A 21,938-nucleotide genomic window follows, 5' to 3' on the forward strand; every position below is an offset into this window, starting at 1 on the left:
TGAAAAGGGTAACAACTCGTGGTGCAAAAAATCCAGTCCACTTGGTACAATAGAACAAAATCTCTGATTATCAGCTTGTTAAGTCTGTCACTGAGCTTTCCCGGTCAGGCTATGCCAGAAGATCAAAACCAAGACCCGCAGGCACAAAAACTGGCCGAAATCACCGCCCAATGGGGCCAACTTACTCAATTGCAATCCCCCAACGAAGCGGTAAAAACAATGGCCGCCCAGAAGTTAACGTCTGCGGTGGCGTCGACACTGACACCGTGGTTAAATCAATACGGCAATGCCCGCCTCACACTCCCTTTCGACAATCATTTTTCGTTAAAAGACATTTCATTTGATTGGTTGCTGCCTTTTTATCAACCAGTTTCGGGTACTGCATTCAGCCAGTTAGGGGTAAAAAACCACCACGGTCAGACAACAACGGCAGTCGGATTTGGCTATCGTTATGTCGCCGATAATTGGTTATGGGGTGCCAATGTCTTCTGGGATGCGTTGTGGCCGGAGCAGCATCACCGTTACAGTCTTGGGCTAGAGGCCTGGCATGATAACGTCAAATTGTCCGCCAATCTTTACCAGCGCTTATCTCACTGGAAAACCGCGAGGCTCACGGATTTTGATGCAAGACCGGCCAATGGCTGGGATATTCAGGCTGAAGCGTATTTGCTTGCTTTTCCTCACTGGGGCGGGCAGTTGAAGTATGAACAATATTACGGGCAGCAGGTTGCATTATTGGGGGAATCAGAACGCCAGAAAAATCCGTATAGCGTCACCGCTGGGCTGACTTACACGCCAGTCCCCTTAGTGACACTGGGCGCAGATTTTCGGCAGGGTAAACAAGGTGTCAATGAGAACCGTTTTACTCTGAACCTCAATTATCAATTGGGTGTTCCGTTCAGCCAACAGCTTGATCCAGAGGCTGTGGCACCATTGCGCAGCCTGAGAGCCGGTCAATCTGATTTTGTGAACCGGCGTAGCGATATGGTGCTGGATTATCAGAAGCAGATCCTGATAACACTAGGCTTTCCGGCATCCGTTAATGGGTATGAAGGCAAGGAAGTGACCTTTGTACCGATTATCCAATCCAAATATCCGCTGGCACGTTTAGAACTGGATACGGCTGAATTGCAACAGGCAGGCGGAAAAATGCTTTATCAGTTGCCGGAGAAAGTGACGTTACGGTTGCCGAAAGCCACGGAAAAACCTGTTCGGCTTGCGGGAATAGCCATCGACAGCCGGGGTAATCGCTCCAACCGGGCAGACATGATGATTATAAGTTTGCCGACCGAAAAACGATTACAGGTGACAGCGAATAAAACGCAGGCAAAAGCCGATGGTGATGACCGTGTGATCTATACCGTGATTGTCACCGATCAGGAAGGCACTCCTGTCCCGAATCAGGCCGTGGTTTGGTCAAGTGATAAAGGTGAATTAGCCCAAACCCGGCAGAACACGGATGCACAGGGGCAGGCAGCGGTTGTGCTCCGCAGCCGTCAGCAGGGTCTGCACACCGTACGCGTTGCTGTCGATGAGCACGTTACCATGGCGCCTTCGGTACAGTTTGATGCGGTGCTGATACCCGTGATTACCGTTGATAAGCACAGCGTTAAGGCGAATGGAAAAGCCATGGCGTCTCTGACTGTCACGGTTAAAAATGCCGACGGTCAACCTGTTCCAAATCAAGCCGTTGGCTGGCAGACCAATCTTGGCTAGTTCTCCTCATTTTCATTAATGACTGACCCGAAAGGGCAGGCCACGGCTTATTTAACCAGCCGGGTGTCAGGAAATGCAGAAGTGACGGTGGCGGTCGGCAGTGAAACGGTGATGGCTTCTCCAATTCGCTTTATTGCCTCGCTAACGCATACGCTTCAGGCGGACAAACAAACCGCTATGGCTGATGGTCAGGACAGCATCATTTATACGGTGAGCGTGCGCGATGCAACGGATCAACCCGTTGCCAACAGTAAAGTACAGTGGTCAGTGGATAACGGGCAACTGCTGGACAGGCAGGAACAGACAAACAGCCAGGGGGAGGCAACAGCCCGGTTAGTCAGCCGCACCGCAGGGATGGCAACAGTGAAAGCAGACGTGTCAGGAAAAACCCTCAATGCCCCTTCGGTGATTTTTAAACGTTTGCTGAAACCCGCTATCACGGTGGACAAAGTCCGGGCTAAAGGTGATGGGCAGGATGCGATTGTGTTAACGGCTATGGTGAAAGATTCACTGGGGTTAACCGTAGCAAATCAGCCGGTGGGTTGGCAAACGGATTACGGTGTGCTGTCTTCAGAGCGCACACAAACTGATAATCAGGGGCAGACACAGATTCAGCTGAGCAGTACATTTTCGGGGCTGCATCAGGTTCAGATTCTGGTTGAAGATAATCAGGTGGCAGCGCCTAGTTGTGACTTTTGATGAAGTTCTCTCATCGGCAATCCGTGTCAATAAAACCCGTGCGGCAGCGGATGGCGAAGACCGGGTGACCTTTACTGTAACAGTGACAGATATTCATGGTCAGGGTGTGCCTGATAAAATCGTCTATTGGTCGGGGAATTTTGGTGAAATGATTTTTGCAGATGACCGGACAGTCAGTCAGGGGAAAGCTACCGCCACCTTTATCAGTCACCATGCAGGCCGGGGTGCGGTATCTGCTCAGATTGGTGAGCAGCAGATTGTGTCTCCGGTTGTGGAATTTATCACACCGTTACGCATTGTTGATACTGTTGCTGTTGACAGTCAGGGTGGCAATGCTAACCAGAAATCCTTTGGTCTCCGGGGGCCTTCAGTATTCTGGCGTGGCGCGAAATTTCGCATTATCACGGGAGGTAATACAGGCAGAGTGAACTGGCAGAGCGATTCCTCATCAGTCACGGTATTGGGTGATACGGTGATGGTGCAGCAACGCCCTGATGGTGTAAGACTCACGGGCACCGATGAGGCGGGGCAACAGGCAGTCCTGACTTTAACGGGTTATACCTAGTTTGAGCGCTCAGGTCTGACGGAAGATTTTTACTCGAATGTAAAACAGATTTGTAAATCACTTGGCAGCCAAATTGCTTCCAAATATGCGCTCGAACAGTTCTATGAGGAATGGGGTAATTTTTATCTTTATGATGGCTGGGTAAGTGAGTTTTATGTGACATCAACGGACTACCTTGCAGCCAGCTCGGGCTCAGCAGAGTATCAGGCAAAATGGGCATTTTGGGCAGAGACAGACCGGTGGGTGAGAAATGCCTGGGCGATGACGGCATTTGCGTGTGGTAAGTAGCAGTATTGAACAGAGTATTCCATTATTTTACCTGTAAGAGAAATGAGCGGCTGTTTGAGCAGTCACTTGAAACGCCGCTATTTTTTCTTCGTTTTGAATGCCTTTTCTTGGATACGGCATCATATCCAGTGGTGATCCTGATTCAGACACAGGTTCCCCCAGAAAAATGCTTATCGTTTCAAGTGCTCATTTCTTTGGATCAACAGATTTTCTCGAGCAATCCGTCTCCATGTATTACGTTTTTCTCATCCCTGACCTGACAGATATCGGTCGATTGATGGGGAGTTCTTAACGAGTTATTCGCCCTCACTAATAAAAAAGTTAGTTAAATATAAATAAATATTGGTTATTATGATGAAAAAAATATTTCATTTATATAAGTAACATACTAACAATGTAAAGCACCCATGGTGATGACATAATTAAATAAATTTAATGGTATAATAAAAAACCTTATTCAATATAAAAAATATTTCACCGCAATAAAATTGTGGACCAATATTCCATGTTGGTGAAAGTGTGTTAATTATCACATTTCAATGTAACTGATAATTCCCATTTCATTTACAGAATAAAATTAAAACAGAAGAAAAGACAAATGCTAAGAATAATGCAGTCACAATACAACTAATTGTTTTTTATGGAAATAGGTTAGAATAAAATATGGTTACCACGCTAAGTGTTTTAAAATTCCGTTAATTGGTTATTTTTCAGGTAAAAATTTAAGAGTAAAATCACATTTTTAACGATAAATAATATATCATTGAGTTTTCGATCACTTTCTCACTGCCAGCATAATGTATAAAAATACGCTTTACTGTCATTAATTAATGGAATAAAAACAACTATGTTTAAAAACAATAAATGGCATGATATGAGAAAAATGGATAATCTGGAGTTTAGAATATTACAACTTCTCAGGAAAAATCCTTTTCTCGCCCAAAAAGAAATTGCTGATATTATTGGCGTTAGTCGTTCAAGCGTCGCAGGATATATCCTTAACCTACAAAAAAAAGGGCATATAAAAGGAAAAGGATACATTTTTTCCAGTGGAAATTATGCCGTAACGGTGGGTGCTTCCAACATGGATATTACCAGCTTCGCTTCGACTGAATTATTAAAGAAAGATTCCAACCCAGGGAAAACAAAATATACGCTAGGTGGTGTTGCCCGAAATGTGGCGCATAACATTGCCGCGTTAAAGAATGACAGTTATTTAATTTCTGTTTTTGGTGATGATTCATATGGAAAAAGACTGTTTAGAGAAACCAGGTTAGCCGGTGTTGATCTTAGCCATTCTCATAAACTAAATGATGAAAGAACTTCAATTTATCATTCAATAGTTGATAGTCATGGTGAACCGCACACATCCGTGAGTGATATGGATATTTTGAAAAAACTCACTCCTGAGTTGCTAAATAAATCTAAAGCTCTCATTGAGCGAGCGGGAATACTGAGTATCGACTGCAATTTGAAAGAAGATGCTCTGGAATGGTTATTTAAAAACTCAGGTAATGTGCCCATATTTGTTAATCCTGTCTCGTCATATAAGGCGGGCATAGTATGTAACTGGCTATCATATATTCATACGATTAGACCCAATCGGCTGGAAGCAGAAAAAATCAGTGGCATTAAAATTAACTCAATAAAAGAGGCTAAGTTGGTAACATCATGGTTTCATGAACAAGGAGTACAGCGGGTAGTTTTAAGCATGGGGGCTGACGGTGTTTACTACAGTGAGCTGGATTATGTATCAGGCCACTCTCCGGCATTTCCTGTTGATATTGTCAATAACACGGGTTCCGGTGATGCAATGATGGCGGGATTAGTTCATTGCGCGTTAGCAGGTATGGATTTTAAGGAAAGTGTATATTTCGCCCAACGCTGTGCTGCACTTGTGCTATCTACTGAATTAACTTATTCACTAACTCTGTCGCCCTTCGATGTTGAAAATTTGCTGGTATTGGATTCATATCGTTAATAATAATTGTGAAATAACATGACTCATCCCGCCGACATTATAAAAATAAAAAGATTTTAGAGTATTTGGCTAAAGCCGGGCGGAAACCCGGCAATTTTTTCAATGTTTCCTGTATAATAAGTATTATTCACTAATTGAAAAGACAGGAAGGGTTTATGTTCGATGAAATGAAATATATCCATTAATGCGGAGGTAATGGACAACGAACCTAAAACTGACAAATAAGTCCGGTATGAACACAATTCTGCAAATAAATATCCCAAAAACCTTGAGGATAACGTTCTAAGTCGCTTTCTAGGACGGTTGGTTTTTGCCAGCTAAAATGATCGAATCCTGCTTTTTTAAGCGCTTTTTCATAGCTCTCACGACTCCAACGGTAAAACGTGAAAGGGCTTGGGGGGGTTGACAGAAATTTTGCCTGGTGACGGAAGCCATTTTTCCAGGGTTCTTCGCTCAAAATCTTAAAACCATAATTCTCACAGTTTCCGCTTCCTAACCGATAATCAGGTGATGCCATATAAGCAATCAATTTGCCGGAAGGTTTCAAATGCTCAGCGGCTGCTTGAAACATCGTTTCCAGTTCTTCTGTGGATTCTGCATAGTGGAATAAAAAAGCGGCGATGATGATATCAAATTTTTCATCTAATTTCATTTCACATACATTTTGTACATGGAATTCAATATTATCACCATACAGTTTTGACTTGATTTTAGCGAGTTTAATCATTTTTTCAGAGATATCGACACCAACCACTTTTGAAGCCCCACGGCGCTGCAATTCCCGCCCAAAATAACCATATCCGCAAGCTAGATCCAGAACTGACTTTCCTTGTATCTCACCGACCATGTTGAGTATATCCCGAAGCTCAGATTGTCGCTGGGCTACCGTATTGGAAAACTGTTCGTAATGTTCTCCAATTGAATCATAGCTTGCTTGCTCTTCCATTATTATGACTCCTGATAAAAAATAGAATAAGGGTACTATTTTATAAAGATAAAGTATCATGAAATAATTAGATATAATTATTTTTGTAACGTGATTAATTTTACACGATAAACAATCTGGTTGAATTAAATCAAAAATAATCAGATGTTGCTATATTCAAGAGCATTGCCCAATTTTAAGCAGAGAGTCACCTGTCTGTGATGAAAACTGAGTATATTTTGCGCCACCATGAACTATTCGGCACACCATTTGTTTACCCAGCCGTCAGGCTACCCAGCAAAGCACAGTGATCAGGAAGTTATTTGGCAACAAGCGGAACAATAGAACACAGTTAGCCCTTCATGTGTATGATCGGCTGATTAAGTGCTTATATCTGCTCGACTTATTGGCCCTTTTTCACATCCGTTTCATCACAACCGATGGTTGGGGCAGTTATGCCAGAGAAATGGAGCCAGGAAATAGTGCGAAATACACATGAGACAGTCAAATTAGTTCCAGTCTTACCGCCGCCGGAAAGGCGCCAAAGTTAATCATCGGAGCGATGATGCGCAAGCTCATCCACGTTGCGTTTGGGGTTCTTAAAACAGAGAAAAGCTTTGATCAAAGCTTACATTGTGTTTGACAGAAAACACAGTATCTGTCTTAAACGATATTTTTATGAGGTGATGTGATGATACGATTCATTTCATTCCTCATTCTTCTTGATCATAGCGTTCAGGATAGTCAATAGCTTACGCATACAAGCAACTAGCGCTACTTTTTTGACCTTCCCTGCCGCTAGCAAGTGATTATAAAACGCCCTAATCACTGGATTAAACCGGGTTGCCCCCAGTGTGGCCATATACAGTGCAGTACGCACTCCGGCTCGTCCACCAAAGATAGTTCGTCGACCCCGCATAGTCCCGGAATCACGGTTAACAGGGGCAACACCCACAAGGGCGCTGATTTCGCGACGTGAGAGTTTGCCCAGTTCGGGCACTTCTGCCAGCAATACTGCGGTGGTAGTCATGCCAATTCCCTTGACGTTACAGAGTGTTTCAGAGATAGATTTAAAATACGTTTTGATACGGTTATTCATATCGTTATCCAGGCGAAACAACTCTTTTCCCAATGCCTCAATAATCACGTTAATACTTTTTCGATTCCGCGGATGAGATAAATGCAGACGATTACGTTCAGCCACTAACATGGTGATTAACTGTCGTCTGCGCACGACCATTGCCGTCAGAACCTGACGTTCTTCATTAGGTATCACGTGAATGAAGCGTTTCCGCTCCGGATGGTGATTTATCACCTCCGCCATCTGAGCCAATACCTTGGCATCAATGCGATCAGTCTTTGCCAGATACCCCATGGCACGGGCAAAATCACGCGCCTGTCTGGGATTAATGACAGCGACATCAAAACCTTCGACTTGTAACGTACATGCCACTGCCGCTTCTAGCCCTCCGGTTGCTTCCATCAGGATCGGTGCAATTGCCTGTTGCTTCAATATAGACACAATGGCATCAACACCCTCAGAATCATTACTCGTAGTGAATGCCTCTACGCCTGCACTAACAGCGATATCCAATGAAGCTTTGGAAACATCAATGCCGACACAAAGTGGATTTGGCTGACTCATATTACCCTGCCTTGTAAATTCGTTATGGGTGACGGACAACTGTTCGGGTTTCAGATGAGTGGCTCAGTGTATGCGCCAATCGCTTCGGAACGGGCTTAAAACCCCAGGTTGGATCAGGCTGCATACACCGCGCCAAATTTAATCGTATTTATTTTAACCTATATTTAAGATACAAGGCTGGACAGCTCAGATGATTGCACAGGCCTTGCGTATTCATGAAAGTACGGTCAGCCGTCACCTAAAAGATTTCATCGCTCAGGAAAAGCTCACTCCAGCCAATGGCGGCTCTGAAAGCCATCTCTCAGCCGAACAAATCGTCGACCTGATTGATTATTTGACGGCAAATTTGATGCACACTACCGCTCAAATTGTGGCCTGTGTCCGATCACGTTGGCAGGTGTCTTTCAGCGTGGGCGGAATGACGAAATAGCTTCACTGCCAGGGTTTCCGCTACAAAAACCAAAGGGAGTTCCTCATAAATTCGATGCGGATAAACAGCAACAATTTATTGATGATTACCAGTCGCTGAAAAACAGAGCGGGTCAGAATGAACCGATCCTATTTATTGATGCGGTGCATCCTTCACAGTCCACAAAGCTCAGTTATGGCTGGATGAAAGCAGGAAAAAATCAGGTAAAAGTGGTCGAAACCACCGGCAGTCGTACCCGTCTCAATATTCTGGGGGTCCTCAATTTACAACGGATTGAAGACACTGTTATCCGTGAATATCCGAGCATTAATGCTAAAAACATCGCGTATTTCTTCGGGGAGATCCGGGAAACTTACCCGCTTTCGCAAAAAATCCATATTATCCTGGATGGTGCGGGTTACCACCGGGCAGAACTGGTGAAAGAGATTGCGTATGTCCTTAATATTGAATTGCATTACCTACCACCTTACAGCCCAAACCTCAATCCGACAGAGCGATTGTGGAAGTATATGAATGAGCAAGTACGTAATAATGTTTATTTTCCGAATGCGAAGACGTTCCGTGAAACCCTTCGTCACTTTTTTCATGTCACTTTGCCAGAAAAAGCGAAAGAACTTACGACTCGACTGACTGACAATTTTCAGATTTTAAAACCTCCATCTTCAAGTTAATTGCGTATAAACAAAGATCGCCGAAACCACTTCTGGCAATAACATGGTAAGAATCCATGGATTCGAATGGAGTATCTTCCAGCCAGATATCAACGATATCTTCATAGTCATCAGGGTTTACAATGCTAAATAATCCATCTCTATAACTGTTCCAACCTTCGTATTTCCAATAATATAATAATTGCCCAGGCAGTTTTCCCAGCCATTTATCCATAGCTTCGTCAGGTACTACTCTGTGTTGAGTAGCCTCTCCCATATCTTCAATGAAAAGCTCAAAATCTTCATCCCGCATCACTTTTTCCCCTTACCTCGACATAATTCAAATATAAGAAAAAAGTGGCTATTTATACAACCACTTTAATCAATAGATAAATATCAAAGAAATAGAAAGTTAAATTTCGAAAATATCAGGGTCAGAAAATTGTCGTAAGATATCAAGGTGAATATGCATATCTAATTTACTGACATTTTCAAGTTTTATTTCGCCACCTAAAATAATGGCAGGTTCAAAACCAAATATTTCGTGCTCACCTAATAGGCCGTATTTTTCTACAGCTTTGGCAAAGATACCTGTTTTTGTGCCGCCTTTTAAATCAATATCGTCGATTGATTTTACAGCAAAAAAAGAAGATATATCGTGATCTAATTCTTTCTTTTCTTTTTTATAAGCTCTTTTAGGAGAATAAAAAAAGGTATTAAAAACACAATCAAGTGTTAAGTTAATTCCGGTTTGTTCGCCGCAGAGGTATAGTTTACCAAAACCACTTCTGGCGATGACGTGGTAAGAATCCATAGATTCAAATGGGGTATCTTCTAACCACATATCAACAATATCTTCATAATCGTCGGGATTGACAATGCTAAACATACCGTCTTGATAACTATTCCAGCCTTCATGTTTCCAATAATATAATAATTGCCCAGGCAGTTTTCCCAGCCATTTATCTATAGAGTCAGATGCTACAGGCTTATGTTGGGTTGCTTCACCCAAATCATCAATGAAACACTCAAAAAATTCGTCTCGCATTATTTTTTCCCTTTACCCCGACATAACTCTAATTGAACGTTCATTTTAGCGTCACCTAACCCACTGTCAATTGCCTCTTTAGCAGCATTATCTAGCGATTTTATTCATTTTCCTCTCCAACTACCTCCTATGGCACTGTTAATTCCGGTATCACCCATCTTCTTAGGTGAATATTGACCATAACCACCTGCGACCATATCTGGTTCGTGCAGTGCGGCCAATCCATCGAATATTTCGTCTGCTTTTTTTTGTGATATTATTTTAGCTTCTTTTACTGAGGTTCCTTTTTTTATCTGGCTGTTAAATATATTTATTTTTATTTCACCTTTCGCACTGTCTCTAAAGTCTTCCTGTGCTTTCCCTGCCAAACTATTCCGTTTATTTTTCTTATAAGCATCCCTGGCAATTTTAAACTCATCAGGTGACATATTATTAATGGCATCTTGCTGCCTACGGAGCTGAGCTGCATACTCTTTCAAAAACGCCTGCCGTTCTTTCTCCGTTTTTAACTTCTTATATCGTTTACTGTTATAAGGTGAAAAACACGGCACTTTAGTCTTTTTAACCCCTTTTACCTTACCACCCTTTTTAGGTGGTTCCTTCGGCTTTCCTGCATCTTCAATCGGTTTGTCATTTTTGGCATCGGCTTTCCTGCATCTTCAATCGGTTTGTCATTTTTGGCATCGGCTTTGGATGCATTCTGCTCAATTTTTTTTCCCGCTTTGGTAGTTGCCTTTGCTTCTCCCTTGGCGGTGATTTTGGAAATCACCTTAGCTCCACCTTTAACTGCACCCTTAATTGCGCCTTTAGGGTTAAAGTCAGCAATGAAATCCCCAAATTCTTCTGCCGACCCCTCCATTGTATACCGCTCCCAATTGGTGTTACTCGCGTTTTCTCTGACAGCGTTGGCGGCATCACGTAGCTGCTTCGAATCCGCCTCATTACCCCAGGCACCCTGCATCATTGCTGAGTGTTCCATTTCTGACGCAGCGGCATATTGAATACCTTTCCATGCGAGTTCTCCAACATCCATGGCAGTATTTCCCAGATTTTTTGCGATACCTGTTCCCACGCCTACCGCTGCGTTACCCACAGCTTTTCCGGCATCTACCACAGCATTGCCTACCTTAGCTAGACCATTCAAAAACCCGCCTTCATCTTGGGTATTCGGCTTGATAACGGGATTAGCTTCTTTAGGCACCTCAGTCGATTTCGGCGGTTGCCCGGTAATTTCCCCTAACGTATTCCCCTCACCGGTCGGGGCATCGTCATGCGCCCGTTTTTTCCATAATGGGTCATCACTCGCCGATTTAGGCGGGATTTTTTTGATTTTAGCCATATCCTTATGCCCCGTTCATCCAGAATTTGTCACCGTGGCGCAGTATCAATTTATTACCGGCACGCACGCTTTTCGAATGCTCATCTGTCTTGGGATGGCATTTGCCGCCCACCGTACCGCTTTTGACGCCATTCGCTACACCGGGTTGATCGCCCAACGTCTGAGGAACGAATGATTGTGCAAAAACCACCACAGGCTTGCCATTGGTGCGCACGGATTTCACTATCGCATCACTGTCGGCCAGTTTGGCAATCACGGGGTAAGGAACAGGGGGTGTGGATGCGCCAATCGGGGTTTTACAGACATCCGGCAAAATACTGATGACCATCCACTGGGTGCCTGTCCGGGCAACGTAGTTATCAGCCATAAATAAGTATCTCCCTTTCGTCTTTGTCATCAGGTGACGCCATTCTTATCAGCGGTGCATCCGGGTCCATTTCAAAACGGGCTTCCATCACCCGGAGAGGCGATGCGGCTTCAATGTGGTAACGGTAAGTCATGGAAAGTGTGAGCGTTTCGCTGTCGATAATGAGGGTATCGGCGTACATCCGTTCCGGGATCATTTCACCACTGAGCATTCTCAACAGGATAAGCGGCCGGTGCCCCAGTAACTGCACATGTAATTCACCGTCACGGGTCAGGTTGAACAGGCTGATACGGATATCAGGGTCGGGAAAGTCAATTTGCTGGTCGTCCGGCGCGTTATTCCAGTAACGAAAACTAAAATTATCGGGGAGATAAGGATGGCGCTCTTTCAGCCATTGTTCATCATAGGTGCCTGCCAGTATGCGGCGGGGCAGCCAGGCACGCCCTATAATACCCAGTCCCGCAGGATGACAGATCTTTTCCGTGATGGACGGCGGTGAATTCAGCCACTGTGTAAAGTGGTCTGCCGTTACCGGGGCATCAGGGTGTTCAATGCGCGGTGCCGGGTAGTGGGCAAGATCTTTTGCCTTCGCATACCACGGGGTGATAAAGCCCGTCCCCAGCGGATTGTATTCCCATGTTGCATGGGCAATGGGGGCATTGTCTTTTTCCGGGTGTTGTTCCCGCTGGGTGTCGGTCAGGCGGGTTTCTTCGGGCACGGAGGCAGCCGCGTCATCCTTTTCATACACTTTGCATTCCCCGCCAAAGGCATCGCGGTAATCCACCGCTAACGTCGTGAATTTTTGGGGCGGTGTCAGTTGCCATTCGCCTTGTGATGTACGCTGAAACTCGCGTTCTCCCCAGACATGCAGGGTTTTATCGATCAGTGCTTGTCCGTCATGCGTGGTGACCTGTAACCGGACAGGTATTTTTTCACAGGCTTCCCCCCTGGCGCATAGGCGACACCATTGACAATCACATCACATTTGAATTTCAGCGGTGCCAAATCACTTTCCTGCAAAACCGATGACTGGTTCATTTCGCCGGAAAAACTATCCTGTACCGTCAGTTCGCCATAAGGGGCTGCCAGTACAGGCTGATAATGCCCCGAACCAACAGGCTGGAGCTGATAGACGATTTTCATGGCAACAACTTGATATTCCTCGTCTTCGGTATCCAGCATTTTGTAATTAATGACAGAAAACGGGGTCAGGTTTCTGAATTCCATCGTTTGGCTCCTTAGTTCAGATCAATGTCTTGCGCACTGATTTGGATAGCATCAGCGGCGTCAAACAGGAATTTGGTGCCCTGGATCGTGACATTGCCGAACTTGTCCATCCGCAGACAGCTGCTGCCACAACGCAGTTCAATCACATCGCCGACCGTAATGGCTAACGATTCGCCGACCGTGTGCGTATGGGTGATCCCGATGTCCTCTTCCTTGTGCTCGAAAACATTGATGGTCTGGTTTTTCTCAACGGTTTCGCTGTGGCTGGCCAGCACATGGGTTTCGCGGTTGTTGAGTACTGTGGTTTTCATGTCTTTTTGCGCATGAATAAACACTTCTTCGCTGCCTTTCGCATCCTCAAAGCGCAGTTCGTTGAAGCCTTCTCCTTTATGGGTTTTGGTTTTAAAGGTGGTACGGGTCTTTGCGGCGGGTAAATCCAGCGGCGGGCGGTTCACTGCGTTATAGACACTGCCCGTGACTATCGGCCGGTCAATATCGCCGTTAAGGTAAGAAACAATCACTTCCTGCCCGATGCGCGGGATGGCCATAAAGCCAAAACCGTTGCCGTTCCAGCCCTGAGCCACCCGAACCCAGCAGGACGCGCTGTCATCGGCTTTGTCGTAGCGGTTCCAGTGGAAATGGACTTTAATTGCGCCGTCTTTGTTAACGAAGATTTCTTCCCCTTCCGGTCCGACCACGGTGGCACTCTCATCACCATCCGCCAGGGGCTTATAATGAAACGGCGGGCGGTAATCGGCATAACCGTCGATAAAACTGAAATTATTGCTGAGCGTGGTGCCCTCGCCGCCATTGTCACCCAATGCCTGTGGGCAGTGCCCCTGATGGCTGATCCCGACAATCTGCCAGCAGGTATTGAGCGGGGCATGGGGATGAGCAGCGATGTTGAAAATTTGCCCCGGCATCAGTTTGATGCAGTTACTTTGCCCGTTGCCACTCTGCATCTGGTTTTTCAGGGCTTCGTGGCGGTACTTAACGAACGGTTTGGCTTCGGCATCCTTCTGAAAACGGCCATAACTTTCGTAAACCGTATACGGCGTCAATGTGCCAACTGCCTGATAGTCCGGGTTGCTTTCCAGATGGGAGAGCGCGTAAAACGGACGTTCGGGATTGAAATCCTTGTTGATTGTGCGCTGGGGTGTCATCCCTACCCCCAGACGAACCTGATAAATCGTATCGATCCCGTGCGCCGTTTCCGGTTGTGCGTTGTAACTGAGCGTCAGGTCTGCTGCCATTGGCAGATGGCTGTCACTGAAAAACAGGGTTTCATCCTCAAACCAGAAGCTGATCCCCTCTTCAGCGGCTAACCGGCAAAAAAAGCATAATCGGATTCCCGCTTCTGGGTGATGTATTCTCGGCTTTGATGGGCATCTTCCAATTTTGAATCAGCGCGAACATGATGTTTTTTCAGCAACAGCTTCATGATATCCGGCACACTTTGCCGGTGATAAATATGGCTGTCCTGATTGAGCGTGAGTCGCCAGAGGGACGGGCGCACCGTAAAGGTATACAGGATTTTGTTACCATCAGTGCCGCACCAGTCAGCATGGGAAATGATCCCGGTGATTTTGCGTTGCTCCAGCACCCCGTGGAAGATTTGCAGTACCGCTTCCTGCATCAACAGCGCGGTTAAATCGATTTCCAGCTTCGGTATAAAGGGATTGCCGGGCAGAGTCTGAACCAGTGTCAGGTTCAGAGTGAACAGTTCGGAAAGCCCTTCCCGCAGGGTAAAATCGGCCACTGCAAATGTACTCTCAGGTAATCCCCCTATCCGACAAACAAAACGTAATCCACTTTTTAGCATTATTGTTTCCTTAATTTTCGGTTTCATCTCATTACATTTCACGGCGCAGTCCGAGTTGATGCGGAAATGCCCATAACGCCGTCTGTTCATCCTGCCGATAAATTTCCAGCATGATGAAGTTATCCCGGACAACAAAGCTCGCCAGCAGTTGGCTGATCACCCGGCAGAACTGGTACATGATGCCGTCATTTTCATAACAAGCAGGATTAAGGTGCAAATGCAGGGTGTTGCCATTAATAACACCCCCCAGTCTCCCTGGACCGTAGTCAAGACGGCTGTCAAATCGGGCGTCCAGAAGTACAATCCCGTCAATATGCTGCTGCATCCGGTGGCTGAGGACGCGATCATGTCCGGCATAGCAATCATACAAACGCAGAAAATTTTTCAGGGACTCGGTATTGAAAAGCAAAAATGGCGTGTGGTTGAGCTTATCAATCAGCGCCCAGTCTGATTTTCCCATCACCATCGGGGGAAGATCCGGTGACACGGGGGTGATATTGCGGGCACGCAGGTGAGAAGGCACGGATTCCTGGGATTCGGTGATATCCCCTGGCTCCAATGTCATGGCCTGCGTATGGTAGCCGATAAAATGCGCGCAGACCGTTTGTGACGGCAGGCGGGTGGCGTCTTTTCCATCCGTACCAAGAAAATGTATCCGGTTCTGGATACGTCCAAGCAGATCGATTGAGAGCCGTGGCTGGAAATAGAGATTATCGGGTTGCCCTTCACCACGCAGCCAGCCACTTTTCTCGCAGAACTGAGCCACAGGCTGGAAATAAAGGGTGTTATCGTGAGATTGTTTTCCGCCGGGTTGCTTGGCCGTTTGGACACCCTGTAACTGGAATAACCGCTCAGTCTCTAATAAAGGAATGGTGTAATGCGCGTTATTTTCTTCAAACGGGATCGGCTGTCTTGACATCGTTTCCAAATGGACGGCAGGGACACAGCCTAACTGGAAAGCATCGCCCAATGTCTCCAGCGGCAGCTCGCCTTCCAGCCTGAATATCAGCTCAAATGACCCGTCGCGGTTTAACGGCAACTCGCGGTAATCCAACGCATCGATGGTCACAAAGTCAAAAGCATGGGGCAGGCAATAATATTCCGTCATCCGTTGCAGGCGGTCAAAATGATTGTGGCCTGTGGGCAGTATATTGTGATGAAAATTCGCATCACAGCCGTGCAACCGGGCGTACCGGAGTCTTTTTTCTTCGTTTTGCGTGCGCAGATAAATATCATCAAGGTGCTGTTCCAGCCACAGACTCAGCTGAGCCGCCCGTTCACGGTCTGTACCAAGAAAAAATTGCAGTAATCCTACCTGCCAACGGTCTGAAACTGCGCCTGTCTGGCGCAATGTCAATATGATCTCGCTGTATTCCCGTGTTTTTTGGATCTGCCTGTTCAGGACAATGAAAGGCTCAATATGCAAAGGGCGGCAAGTGCGAAACCGTAACGTGTGTTCCCCCTCTGCGGTGGTTATCGGTGCACTCTGAGGAATATCTACTGCACCCTGATGAACGCCCTGATGAGGGGTGAATTGAATGATCGTCGTCGGAGGCACAGGGCGCAGGGCATGTGGCCAGATGCGTCCGAGCATGTCATGGGTTATTTGCGGAAAGCTGTCTTCAATAGTGCTGCGCAGATTTGAGGTTAATAATGAAAACCTTCAAACAGGCGTTCAATATCCGGATCATGAAGGGTACTCAGAAAAGGTTTCAGATGCGGAAACTCTACTGCCATCAACTTTGCTTTTTCACGCAAGTAAGCTAATTCTTGCAGGTACAGCGATTCCTTGTTGTTTTTCATTGATTGTTATCTCTAATGTTCCGATTAATAATTAATCGACATTTTGTGAGTAAAGTTTATATAAAATTAATACGCGATAGGTAATGGTGATTTATTGTACATGGGTGTTGAGTTAATTTATTTAATGTAATTCCGTTTTCTCCAGATTTGGGAGAAGTCTGAATCGTTGTGCCAGCCCGCCTCTGAAGGAGAACCGAGCGACAGCGGCGAAAGTGTCAATATCCGCTTTTTTACATTTCGCAAAAAAGAATTGATTGCTGACTTTTCTTTATTTTTTTCGCACGCTTTTCGCTTGTTTTTGGATGCGGGAATGTAGCGATGAGAAAGTGGTATACATTATTCTGGTTAGGATGGGTGGCCGTCTCAGCCGCCAATGCAAAAACGGGAGTTTATACGGACAGCCAACATCCTCCCGTCAATTTTTCCTCGGATACCCCTATCGTTTGGCTGGATGCGGCTGAGCAACAGCAGCAGAAAATCTTCGCTCAGCTTTCTGCCGACCCTCAACACGCTGCGAGACAGGCACAGGCAATACTGCGATTGCCTCAATGGCATCAGCAGGAACAGCACATGATCAATGCTTACCGTACCGTTGTTGAAGCCTGGCAATTAGGCGTGCGTAAATACCCTGCGGTGGTATTTGATGACCGTGATGTCGTGTATGGCACGGCGGATGTGGCAAAGGCGAGCGCCCTCAGGGAGCAGAGTCAACCATGAAGTCACAGCGCCTTGCTTTTCCTGTTGCCATCACGCTGATAGTGGCGTTTGCTTCCTTTGCACAGGCTTCCCTCAACACCGCCCAGATTGTGGTCAGCAGCCTCTCGCCATCCTGTATTCAGTGGCGGGTCAGTGGCATTTGTTACTGGCTGTTTTGTTCCTGGCATGGCTGCTCAGTGAAAACGTCAGTTAAGGTCACTCACCACCTCCCCGAAGCGGTGGTGTCCACCTATCATACGCCCGGCGGCAATCCGTGGTCAGAAATGGCGCAGGTCAGCCGATTATCCGGCGGACTGGAAAACGCCGTCACCGGTGCATTATCCCACCTGACTGCCGGCGGCGGTCACCATAATCGCCAGATTTCAGGCCAGCGCCGTACCAGCCTGCGTTTCAAATACGCCGATGCCATTGGGCATCCCGCCACCCGTCTGATGGGCGGGCAAATCCCTGGTTATTCCTGTCGAAGCGCGGCTACCCCGTTAGTGCCTTATTTTCTCAGCACATTGGATACCGTCGCGTGGCGTACCGGTTTGCCGGAGTCATTCTACCCGGAAGCCCTGATCCCCGGTGAGCGGGAGCTGGGTAGTCAAATGTCCGCCAATCTGTGGGGCCATATTTACCCGCGCTCAGGATTCGTCAATCAGACCGATGATGACAAGGCATCTGCCGTAGTGGCACAGCGGGTGGCGGATATCATTACCCGTGCAGGACAGCCCCATGTTTATCAGGTATTAAAAGGAAAGCCGACTGACGGTTATTGGCCACCCGAACCGGTGACAGAAAATACCGGCACCAAAAATCACCAATGGCAATGGTTATCACCCCGGCTAAACCAGTCCTGCGCGGTGTTTCCTGACGGAGAATATGCTGCTGCGGTCAATGGCAATCAGGCGTATGCCCTGTGGCAACCCTACAGCTGTTGCCAGCGTTGCGGGCAGCGTTTTCTCGGCAGTACCGATATCTGAATAAGGAAATGAACAATGACGAGAATAAATGTGTTATTGCTGATATTGGGCGGACTGGCAACCGCTTCTGTACAGGGTAATACGCCGATTGTGTCCCTCTCATTACCGCAGGTGAATAATAGTGTTCTGGGTTATGGAGCTGAGACCCGTGGTGCTGTCTCCGATACGCTGTTTTATACCTTGGGTGGCGGCTCGGTGATTTCGCAACCGGCCACCCGCAGTTCCCTGACCAGACTGGGCGGACTGGAACTGGGCTGGAGTTCCGATTTGATGTGCGGCAATTTTGATTTGAAAACCACGGTCGGCAATCAGCTAAATGGCATTACAGCCGGGTTTAAAAATCTGATGAGTGAAGTGATCCAGAGCGCAACCGGCGCTGTCGCCAGCTTACCGGCCATGGTCATCCAGCGTGCCAATCCGAGTCTGTATGACATGCTGACCAATGGGGTTTTGCAGGCCAATGTGGCGTTCGATAAGGCCCAGTTTACTTGCCAGAACATGGCCAAACGGATGATGGACTTTGCGCAAAACAGTAAATGGACGCAGTCTGCTGCTCTACAGGAATATAAGACACAGGTGAACAGCGGGGATGCGGATGCGGTGAGAGTGAATAATGCCGGCAGTAAATCCACAGGCACAGGCGGGCATCAATGGATTGGTGGGAAGAAGCAAGGTGGCAAGGGGCAGAATGCCATCCGGCCCACCCGTGATTTAGCCAGTGCAGGGTTTAATATGATGAATCATCTGCCGGTACTGAGTCAGGCTTCAATCAGCCATCAAAATTGTGATGGCGGTGCCTGTCGCCAATTCCAGAATGCCAGCGAAGCGGCGGAGGCGGTGGTAAAAGTGTTGGGTGACCGGGCTATCCGCACCTGTGCCAATGCCGCGGAATGCACCAGTGGGAGTGAATCTCAGCAACCGGGCGCGACGGTGGCCGGCACGGGTTTTGCCCCGATGCTGGAAGAGAGCACCAAAGCCAATATTGAACAGCTGGTGAAACTGGTCAATGGCACGGAAAAACCCACTGCCGCCAATCTGGCCAAACTGAAAACCGGCAGTCTAGCCGTGACCAAAGGTGTTATTCAGGCGTTGCAACGAGACCCGGACAGTGCCGCGTTGACCGCACGTTTGGCGGGTGAACTGGCGATGGCCGAAACCACCGAAACGGCGTTGCTGATGCGGCGCATGCTTATCACTGGGATGTCCGAACCCAATGCTGCGGCGTAATCAGAAGCCCTGGCGGAAGGCGAACGGCGGATTGATGCACTGAACCGGGAAATCAATGCGCTGAAAAATGAGATGATGCTGAAACGGGAACTGTCGCGCAATGCCATCCTGACCATTATTGAGCGGGACACTCAGCGCATCCAAATGCATCCGCAAAAGCAAGTGCCGGAGAGCACCGATGCGCGTTTTTATCAGTTGGAAATGCCCCACAGTGAACGGCGGTAAAGTGATATGGCAGCGATGATCCCCACATTGAGAAAAGGGGTTGTGCTATTACTGATTATCGCTTTGGTGATGGTTATCAGTTTAGCGATAGGCTGGACCGGGCTGTATCAGGCGGAAAAACTCACCGAGATGCACCATTGGGTGACCGAAACCGGGGGATTCTGGTTAGTCTGGCGGTTATGCCTGTATGCCGTACTGGGCTGGGGTAGCTGGAAAATCGGGCAAAGGACAACACATCAGCCAACACACCGTGCAGCGTTGATACGGGTGATGGTGGTCAGCCTGCTGTTTATCCTGCTGGGTGAATATGCCCTGTCAGGGAATATTGAGGGAACAAGATGACCACCAACAGCTATCTGGAATATTTTCTGAAGTTGCTCGGCTGGGTAGTCAACAACGGCCTGTGGCAAATTCTGATTGCCACCGGGCTGTTTACAACCCCTTTAGTGATAAAGGTCATCGCTGTCTGGCTGAAAGTGCGGGAGGGTGGCGAAGAGGACGGTCATGGGGGATTACAGTCGCTTGCCCGTCTCGAAAATACGTTGTATGGCGCCTTTTTCGTGATGGTGGTGTGTTGTGTGCCACTGGTCAATGTCAGCCTCAGTACCCTCCAGTATGATCAGTCCCGCGCCAAAAGCTGTGGCACCTGGACACCGAAAGCGCCGGATAAAAGTGGCTATGCGCCGGTGATCTCCAGCCTGAATAATCAGACGGCGGCGGTGCACCGGTTGTCCAAAGGGTTAACACAGGCGGCAGTGGCCTCCGTTCCCTGCCGGCCGGATTTACGGCAGTTGCGCTTTGAGGTGCAGCACACCCGTATCCGCAATCCGGCACTGGCGGCGGAATTACAGGATTTCACTCACGATTGTTATGCGCTGGCACTGCATCAGTGGAAACAACGGGATCAGGGGAAAACCCCCGATCCGGCTACCCTGAGTGATATCGACTGGCTGGGCAGCCGCACGTTTTTAGCCGGGGATTACCAGACACTGCAATCCCGCACACCCAGAGCCGACTTTCCGTGGCAGCCGAGCCGGGACGATGGGCGGCCTGATACCGGGCAGGGCGGATATCCCTACTGCAAAGCCTGGTGGTCAGCCCCCCAAACCGGCCTGAAAGACCGGGTACTGGCACAGGCCGATCCGGGCTTGTGGCTGCGCCTGTCTGCAACCCTGAACATGTTGGGCAAAAATACGCAGGAATATCAGGAAGCGGTGATCCGCCGTCTGGTCAATCCGGTGAACCTGGCGGTTTCGCAGGAAGGGTATGTCTATGCCGGCTATGGCGGCAATGCTGATCCCACCCTGTTGGATGGATCTAACCGAATCGGGGCTTCCGCAGGGACATTATTGGGCGGATTACTTGGCATGCCGATGTTTGATGCAATACGCCAGGCACTGCCGATGATGCAGGCGGTGATCCTGATGGCGTTGTATATCCTGATACCCCTGATTTTGCTGTTTGCGGCGTATGAGTTTAAGACCGTTTTCACGCTGACGTTCGTTATCTTTGCATTGAATTTTCTGACTTTTTGGTGGGAACTGGCGCGCTGGCTGGACAGCCATTTGCTGGACGCCCTGTACGGCTCGGACACCCACAGCCTGTTTAATCTGGCGGGCATTCAGAACACCTCGGACGATTTAATCATGGGGCTGATAATGGGCACGCTGTTTATTGTACTGCCGATGGTCTGGCTGGGCGCACTGACCTGGGCCGGGGTGCGAATGGGGGATGTGGCCGGGATGATGAACTAGGGCGTGGGGCAGGTCAGGCAATCTGCGGGCATGTTCGGGCAGATGGTGATGCAGAAGGTGTTGTCGAAAGGAAAGTAGTCAAATGAGAGGCTTAAAACTTAAGGGATAGCACGTTATCCCCTGAGTTTAATTTGAATGTGATATTTTCTTTTTTTAATCTATTGATAATTGTTTCGATAATTAAAATAAGTTATGTTGTCGCGTTAATGTTTTAATTCATGCGCTGCTGAATTCAGGTTTTATATTCACATAACTAACACAACAGTTATGACCTGTATCACAAAAAAGTAAATTATTGAATGCCATTTCAGTTAGGATGTCTTATATATAAAGCGCTATACTTTCATGTTTATATCGATATCCTTTTCAGGGTAACAGACGATATTTAATTATTATAGAAGCCTCAAGGGTTGTAACCCTTGAGGCTTCGCTACTTATGGCTTTAGCCAGTTTAAGTAGCGTCAGCTTCTTAAACATAAAACCCCCCGCTATGCGGGTGGAGGCCAAGGGTTATACCAAGAAAAACACCTTTCCGTTACGATATA

Annotated in this window: 16 protein-coding genes and 7 pseudogenes; 12 read left to right on the plus strand and 11 right to left on the minus strand. The window is 47.4% G+C overall.

The features are described 5' to 3' along the window. Positions 1–18 precede the first annotated feature (18 nt). From PSI23_RS09030 to PSI23_RS09040, 3 genes are read left to right on the plus strand one after another with little or no spacing between them, the layout of a single operon-like run. A complete protein-coding gene (locus PSI23_RS09030; RefSeq protein WP_273554779.1) occupies positions 19–1,716 on the plus strand; it encodes an inverse autotransporter beta domain-containing protein in 1,698 nt (565 codons plus the stop codon). Between the two features lie 18 nt (positions 1,717–1,734). Beyond that, on the plus strand, positions 1,735–2,415 hold the full coding sequence (locus PSI23_RS09035; protein ID WP_273554780.1) for an Ig-like domain-containing protein: 681 nt from the start codon (positions 1,735–1,737) through the stop codon (positions 2,413–2,415). After that, a complete protein-coding gene (locus PSI23_RS09040; protein ID WP_273554781.1) occupies positions 2,405–2,980 on the plus strand; it encodes an Ig-like domain-containing protein in 576 nt (191 codons plus the stop codon). Before PSI23_RS09035 ends, PSI23_RS09040 begins: the two co-directional genes overlap by 11 nt. Before the next feature lie 315 nt (positions 2,981–3,295). Here PSI23_RS09040 and PSI23_RS09045 read toward each other — a convergent pair whose 3' ends face one another. Beyond that, complete coding sequence (locus PSI23_RS09045; RefSeq protein ID WP_273554782.1) at positions 3,296–3,418, minus strand: hypothetical protein; 123 nt, start codon at positions 3,416–3,418, stop codon at positions 3,296–3,298. Positions 3,419–4,115: 697 nt separating this feature from the next. Here PSI23_RS09045 and PSI23_RS09050 point away from each other — a divergent pair. Then, entirely contained in the window at positions 4,116–5,249 is a 1,134-nt protein-coding gene (locus PSI23_RS09050) for a PfkB family carbohydrate kinase (protein ID WP_273554783.1), read from the plus strand. Positions 5,250–5,457: 208 nt separating this feature from the next. On the opposite strand, the gene PSI23_RS09055 is transcribed toward PSI23_RS09050, so the two are convergent. Next, a complete protein-coding gene (locus tag PSI23_RS09055) occupies positions 5,458–6,195 on the minus strand; it encodes a class I SAM-dependent DNA methyltransferase (RefSeq protein WP_273554784.1) in 738 nt (245 codons plus the stop codon). A gap of 247 nt (positions 6,196–6,442) precedes the next feature. Between PSI23_RS09055 and PSI23_RS09060 the strand changes: the two genes are divergently transcribed. Together PSI23_RS09060 and PSI23_RS23200 are read left to right on the plus strand one after the other, a co-directional pair. Beyond that, the gene (locus PSI23_RS09060) at positions 6,443–6,673 is read left to right on the plus strand and encodes a Tn3 family transposase (protein ID WP_273554799.1); all 231 of its coding nucleotides are present in this window, start codon (positions 6,443–6,445) and stop codon (positions 6,671–6,673) included. Between the two features lie 21 nt (positions 6,674–6,694). Next, positions 6,695–6,817: pseudogene (locus PSI23_RS23200) on the plus strand (IS110 family transposase); the annotation flags it as partial. 63 nt (positions 6,818–6,880) lie between these two features. On the opposite strand, the gene PSI23_RS09065 reads toward PSI23_RS23200, so the two are convergent. Beyond that, a complete protein-coding gene (locus PSI23_RS09065) occupies positions 6,881–7,819 on the minus strand; it encodes an IS110 family RNA-guided transposase (protein ID WP_273554785.1) in 939 nt (312 codons plus the stop codon). A gap of 172 nt (positions 7,820–7,991) precedes the next feature. Here PSI23_RS09065 and PSI23_RS09070 point away from each other — a divergent pair. Beyond that, positions 7,992–8,920: pseudogene (locus tag PSI23_RS09070) on the plus strand (IS630 family transposase); the annotation flags it as partial. On the opposite strand, the gene PSI23_RS09075 reads toward PSI23_RS09070, so the two are convergent. The 8 genes and pseudogenes from PSI23_RS09075 to PSI23_RS09115 form a co-directional block, all read right to left on the minus strand. Then, complete coding sequence (locus PSI23_RS09075) at positions 8,865–9,212, minus strand: GAD-like domain-containing protein (protein ID WP_273554786.1); 348 nt, start codon at positions 9,210–9,212, stop codon at positions 8,865–8,867. The pseudogene PSI23_RS09070 and the gene PSI23_RS09075 overlap by 56 nt on opposite strands. Positions 9,213–9,311: 99 nt before the next feature. Then, positions 9,312–9,947, minus strand: a complete 636-nt coding sequence (locus PSI23_RS09080) for a GAD-like domain-containing protein (RefSeq protein ID WP_273554787.1) — start codon at positions 9,945–9,947, stop codon at positions 9,312–9,314. A gap of 104 nt (positions 9,948–10,051) precedes the next feature. Continuing rightward, the gene (locus tag PSI23_RS09085; protein WP_273554788.1) at positions 10,052–10,426 is read right to left on the minus strand and encodes a polymorphic toxin type 15 domain-containing protein; all 375 of its coding nucleotides are present in this window, start codon (positions 10,424–10,426) and stop codon (positions 10,052–10,054) included. 92 nt (positions 10,427–10,518) lie between these two features. After that, positions 10,519–11,286: a hypothetical protein gene (locus tag PSI23_RS09090; RefSeq protein ID WP_273554789.1), complete on the minus strand. Its 768-nt coding sequence runs from the start codon at positions 11,284–11,286 to the stop codon at positions 10,519–10,521. Between the two features lie 4 nt (positions 11,287–11,290). Continuing rightward, entirely contained in the window at positions 11,291–11,653 is a 363-nt protein-coding gene (locus tag PSI23_RS09095; RefSeq protein WP_273554790.1) for a DUF4150 domain-containing protein, read from the minus strand. Further along, positions 11,646–12,880, minus strand: a pseudogene (locus PSI23_RS09100) (DUF2169 family type VI secretion system accessory protein). Before PSI23_RS09100 ends, PSI23_RS09095 begins: the two are co-directional and overlap by 8 nt. Positions 12,881–12,891: 11 nt before the next feature. After that, positions 12,892–14,792 (minus strand): annotated as a pseudogene (gene tssI / locus PSI23_RS09110) (type VI secretion system tip protein TssI/VgrG). Beyond that, positions 14,734–16,505 (minus strand): annotated as a pseudogene (locus PSI23_RS09115) (type VI secretion system baseplate subunit TssF). Before PSI23_RS09115 ends, tssI begins: the two co-directional pseudogenes overlap by 59 nt. A gap of 318 nt (positions 16,506–16,823) precedes the next feature. Here PSI23_RS09115 and PSI23_RS09125 point away from each other — a divergent pair. The 5 genes and pseudogenes from PSI23_RS09125 to PSI23_RS09145 all read left to right on the plus strand — a co-directional run bounded on the left by PSI23_RS09125 (position 16,824) and on the right by PSI23_RS09145 (position 21,471). Beyond that, positions 16,824–17,222 carry a TIGR03757 family integrating conjugative element protein gene (locus PSI23_RS09125; protein ID WP_273554793.1) on the plus strand — a complete coding sequence of 133 codons (399 nt, stop codon included), beginning with the start codon at positions 16,824–16,826 and terminating at the stop codon, positions 17,220–17,222. Then, on the plus strand, positions 17,219–18,187 hold the full coding sequence (locus PSI23_RS09130; protein WP_273554794.1) for a TIGR03756 family integrating conjugative element protein: 969 nt from the start codon (positions 17,219–17,221) through the stop codon (positions 18,185–18,187). The genes PSI23_RS09125 and PSI23_RS09130 overlap by 4 nt, the downstream gene beginning before the upstream one ends. Before the next feature lie 15 nt (positions 18,188–18,202). Continuing rightward, positions 18,203–19,639: pseudogene (locus PSI23_RS09135) on the plus strand (integrating conjugative element protein). A 6-nt stretch (positions 19,640–19,645) separates the two neighbouring features. Beyond that, positions 19,646–19,981, plus strand: coding sequence for a hypothetical protein (locus PSI23_RS09140; RefSeq protein ID WP_273554795.1), 336 nt, complete (start codon positions 19,646–19,648; stop codon positions 19,979–19,981). After that, positions 19,978–21,471: pseudogene (locus PSI23_RS09145) on the plus strand (conjugal transfer protein TraG N-terminal domain-containing protein). The gene PSI23_RS09140 and the pseudogene PSI23_RS09145 overlap by 4 nt, the downstream one beginning before the upstream one ends. Positions 21,472–21,938: the final 467 nt, after the last annotated feature.

Origin of the sequence: Xenorhabdus yunnanensis, from assembly GCF_028598805.1 — a bacterium.
GTDB lineage: Bacteria > Pseudomonadota > Gammaproteobacteria > Enterobacterales > Enterobacteriaceae > Xenorhabdus > Xenorhabdus yunnanensis.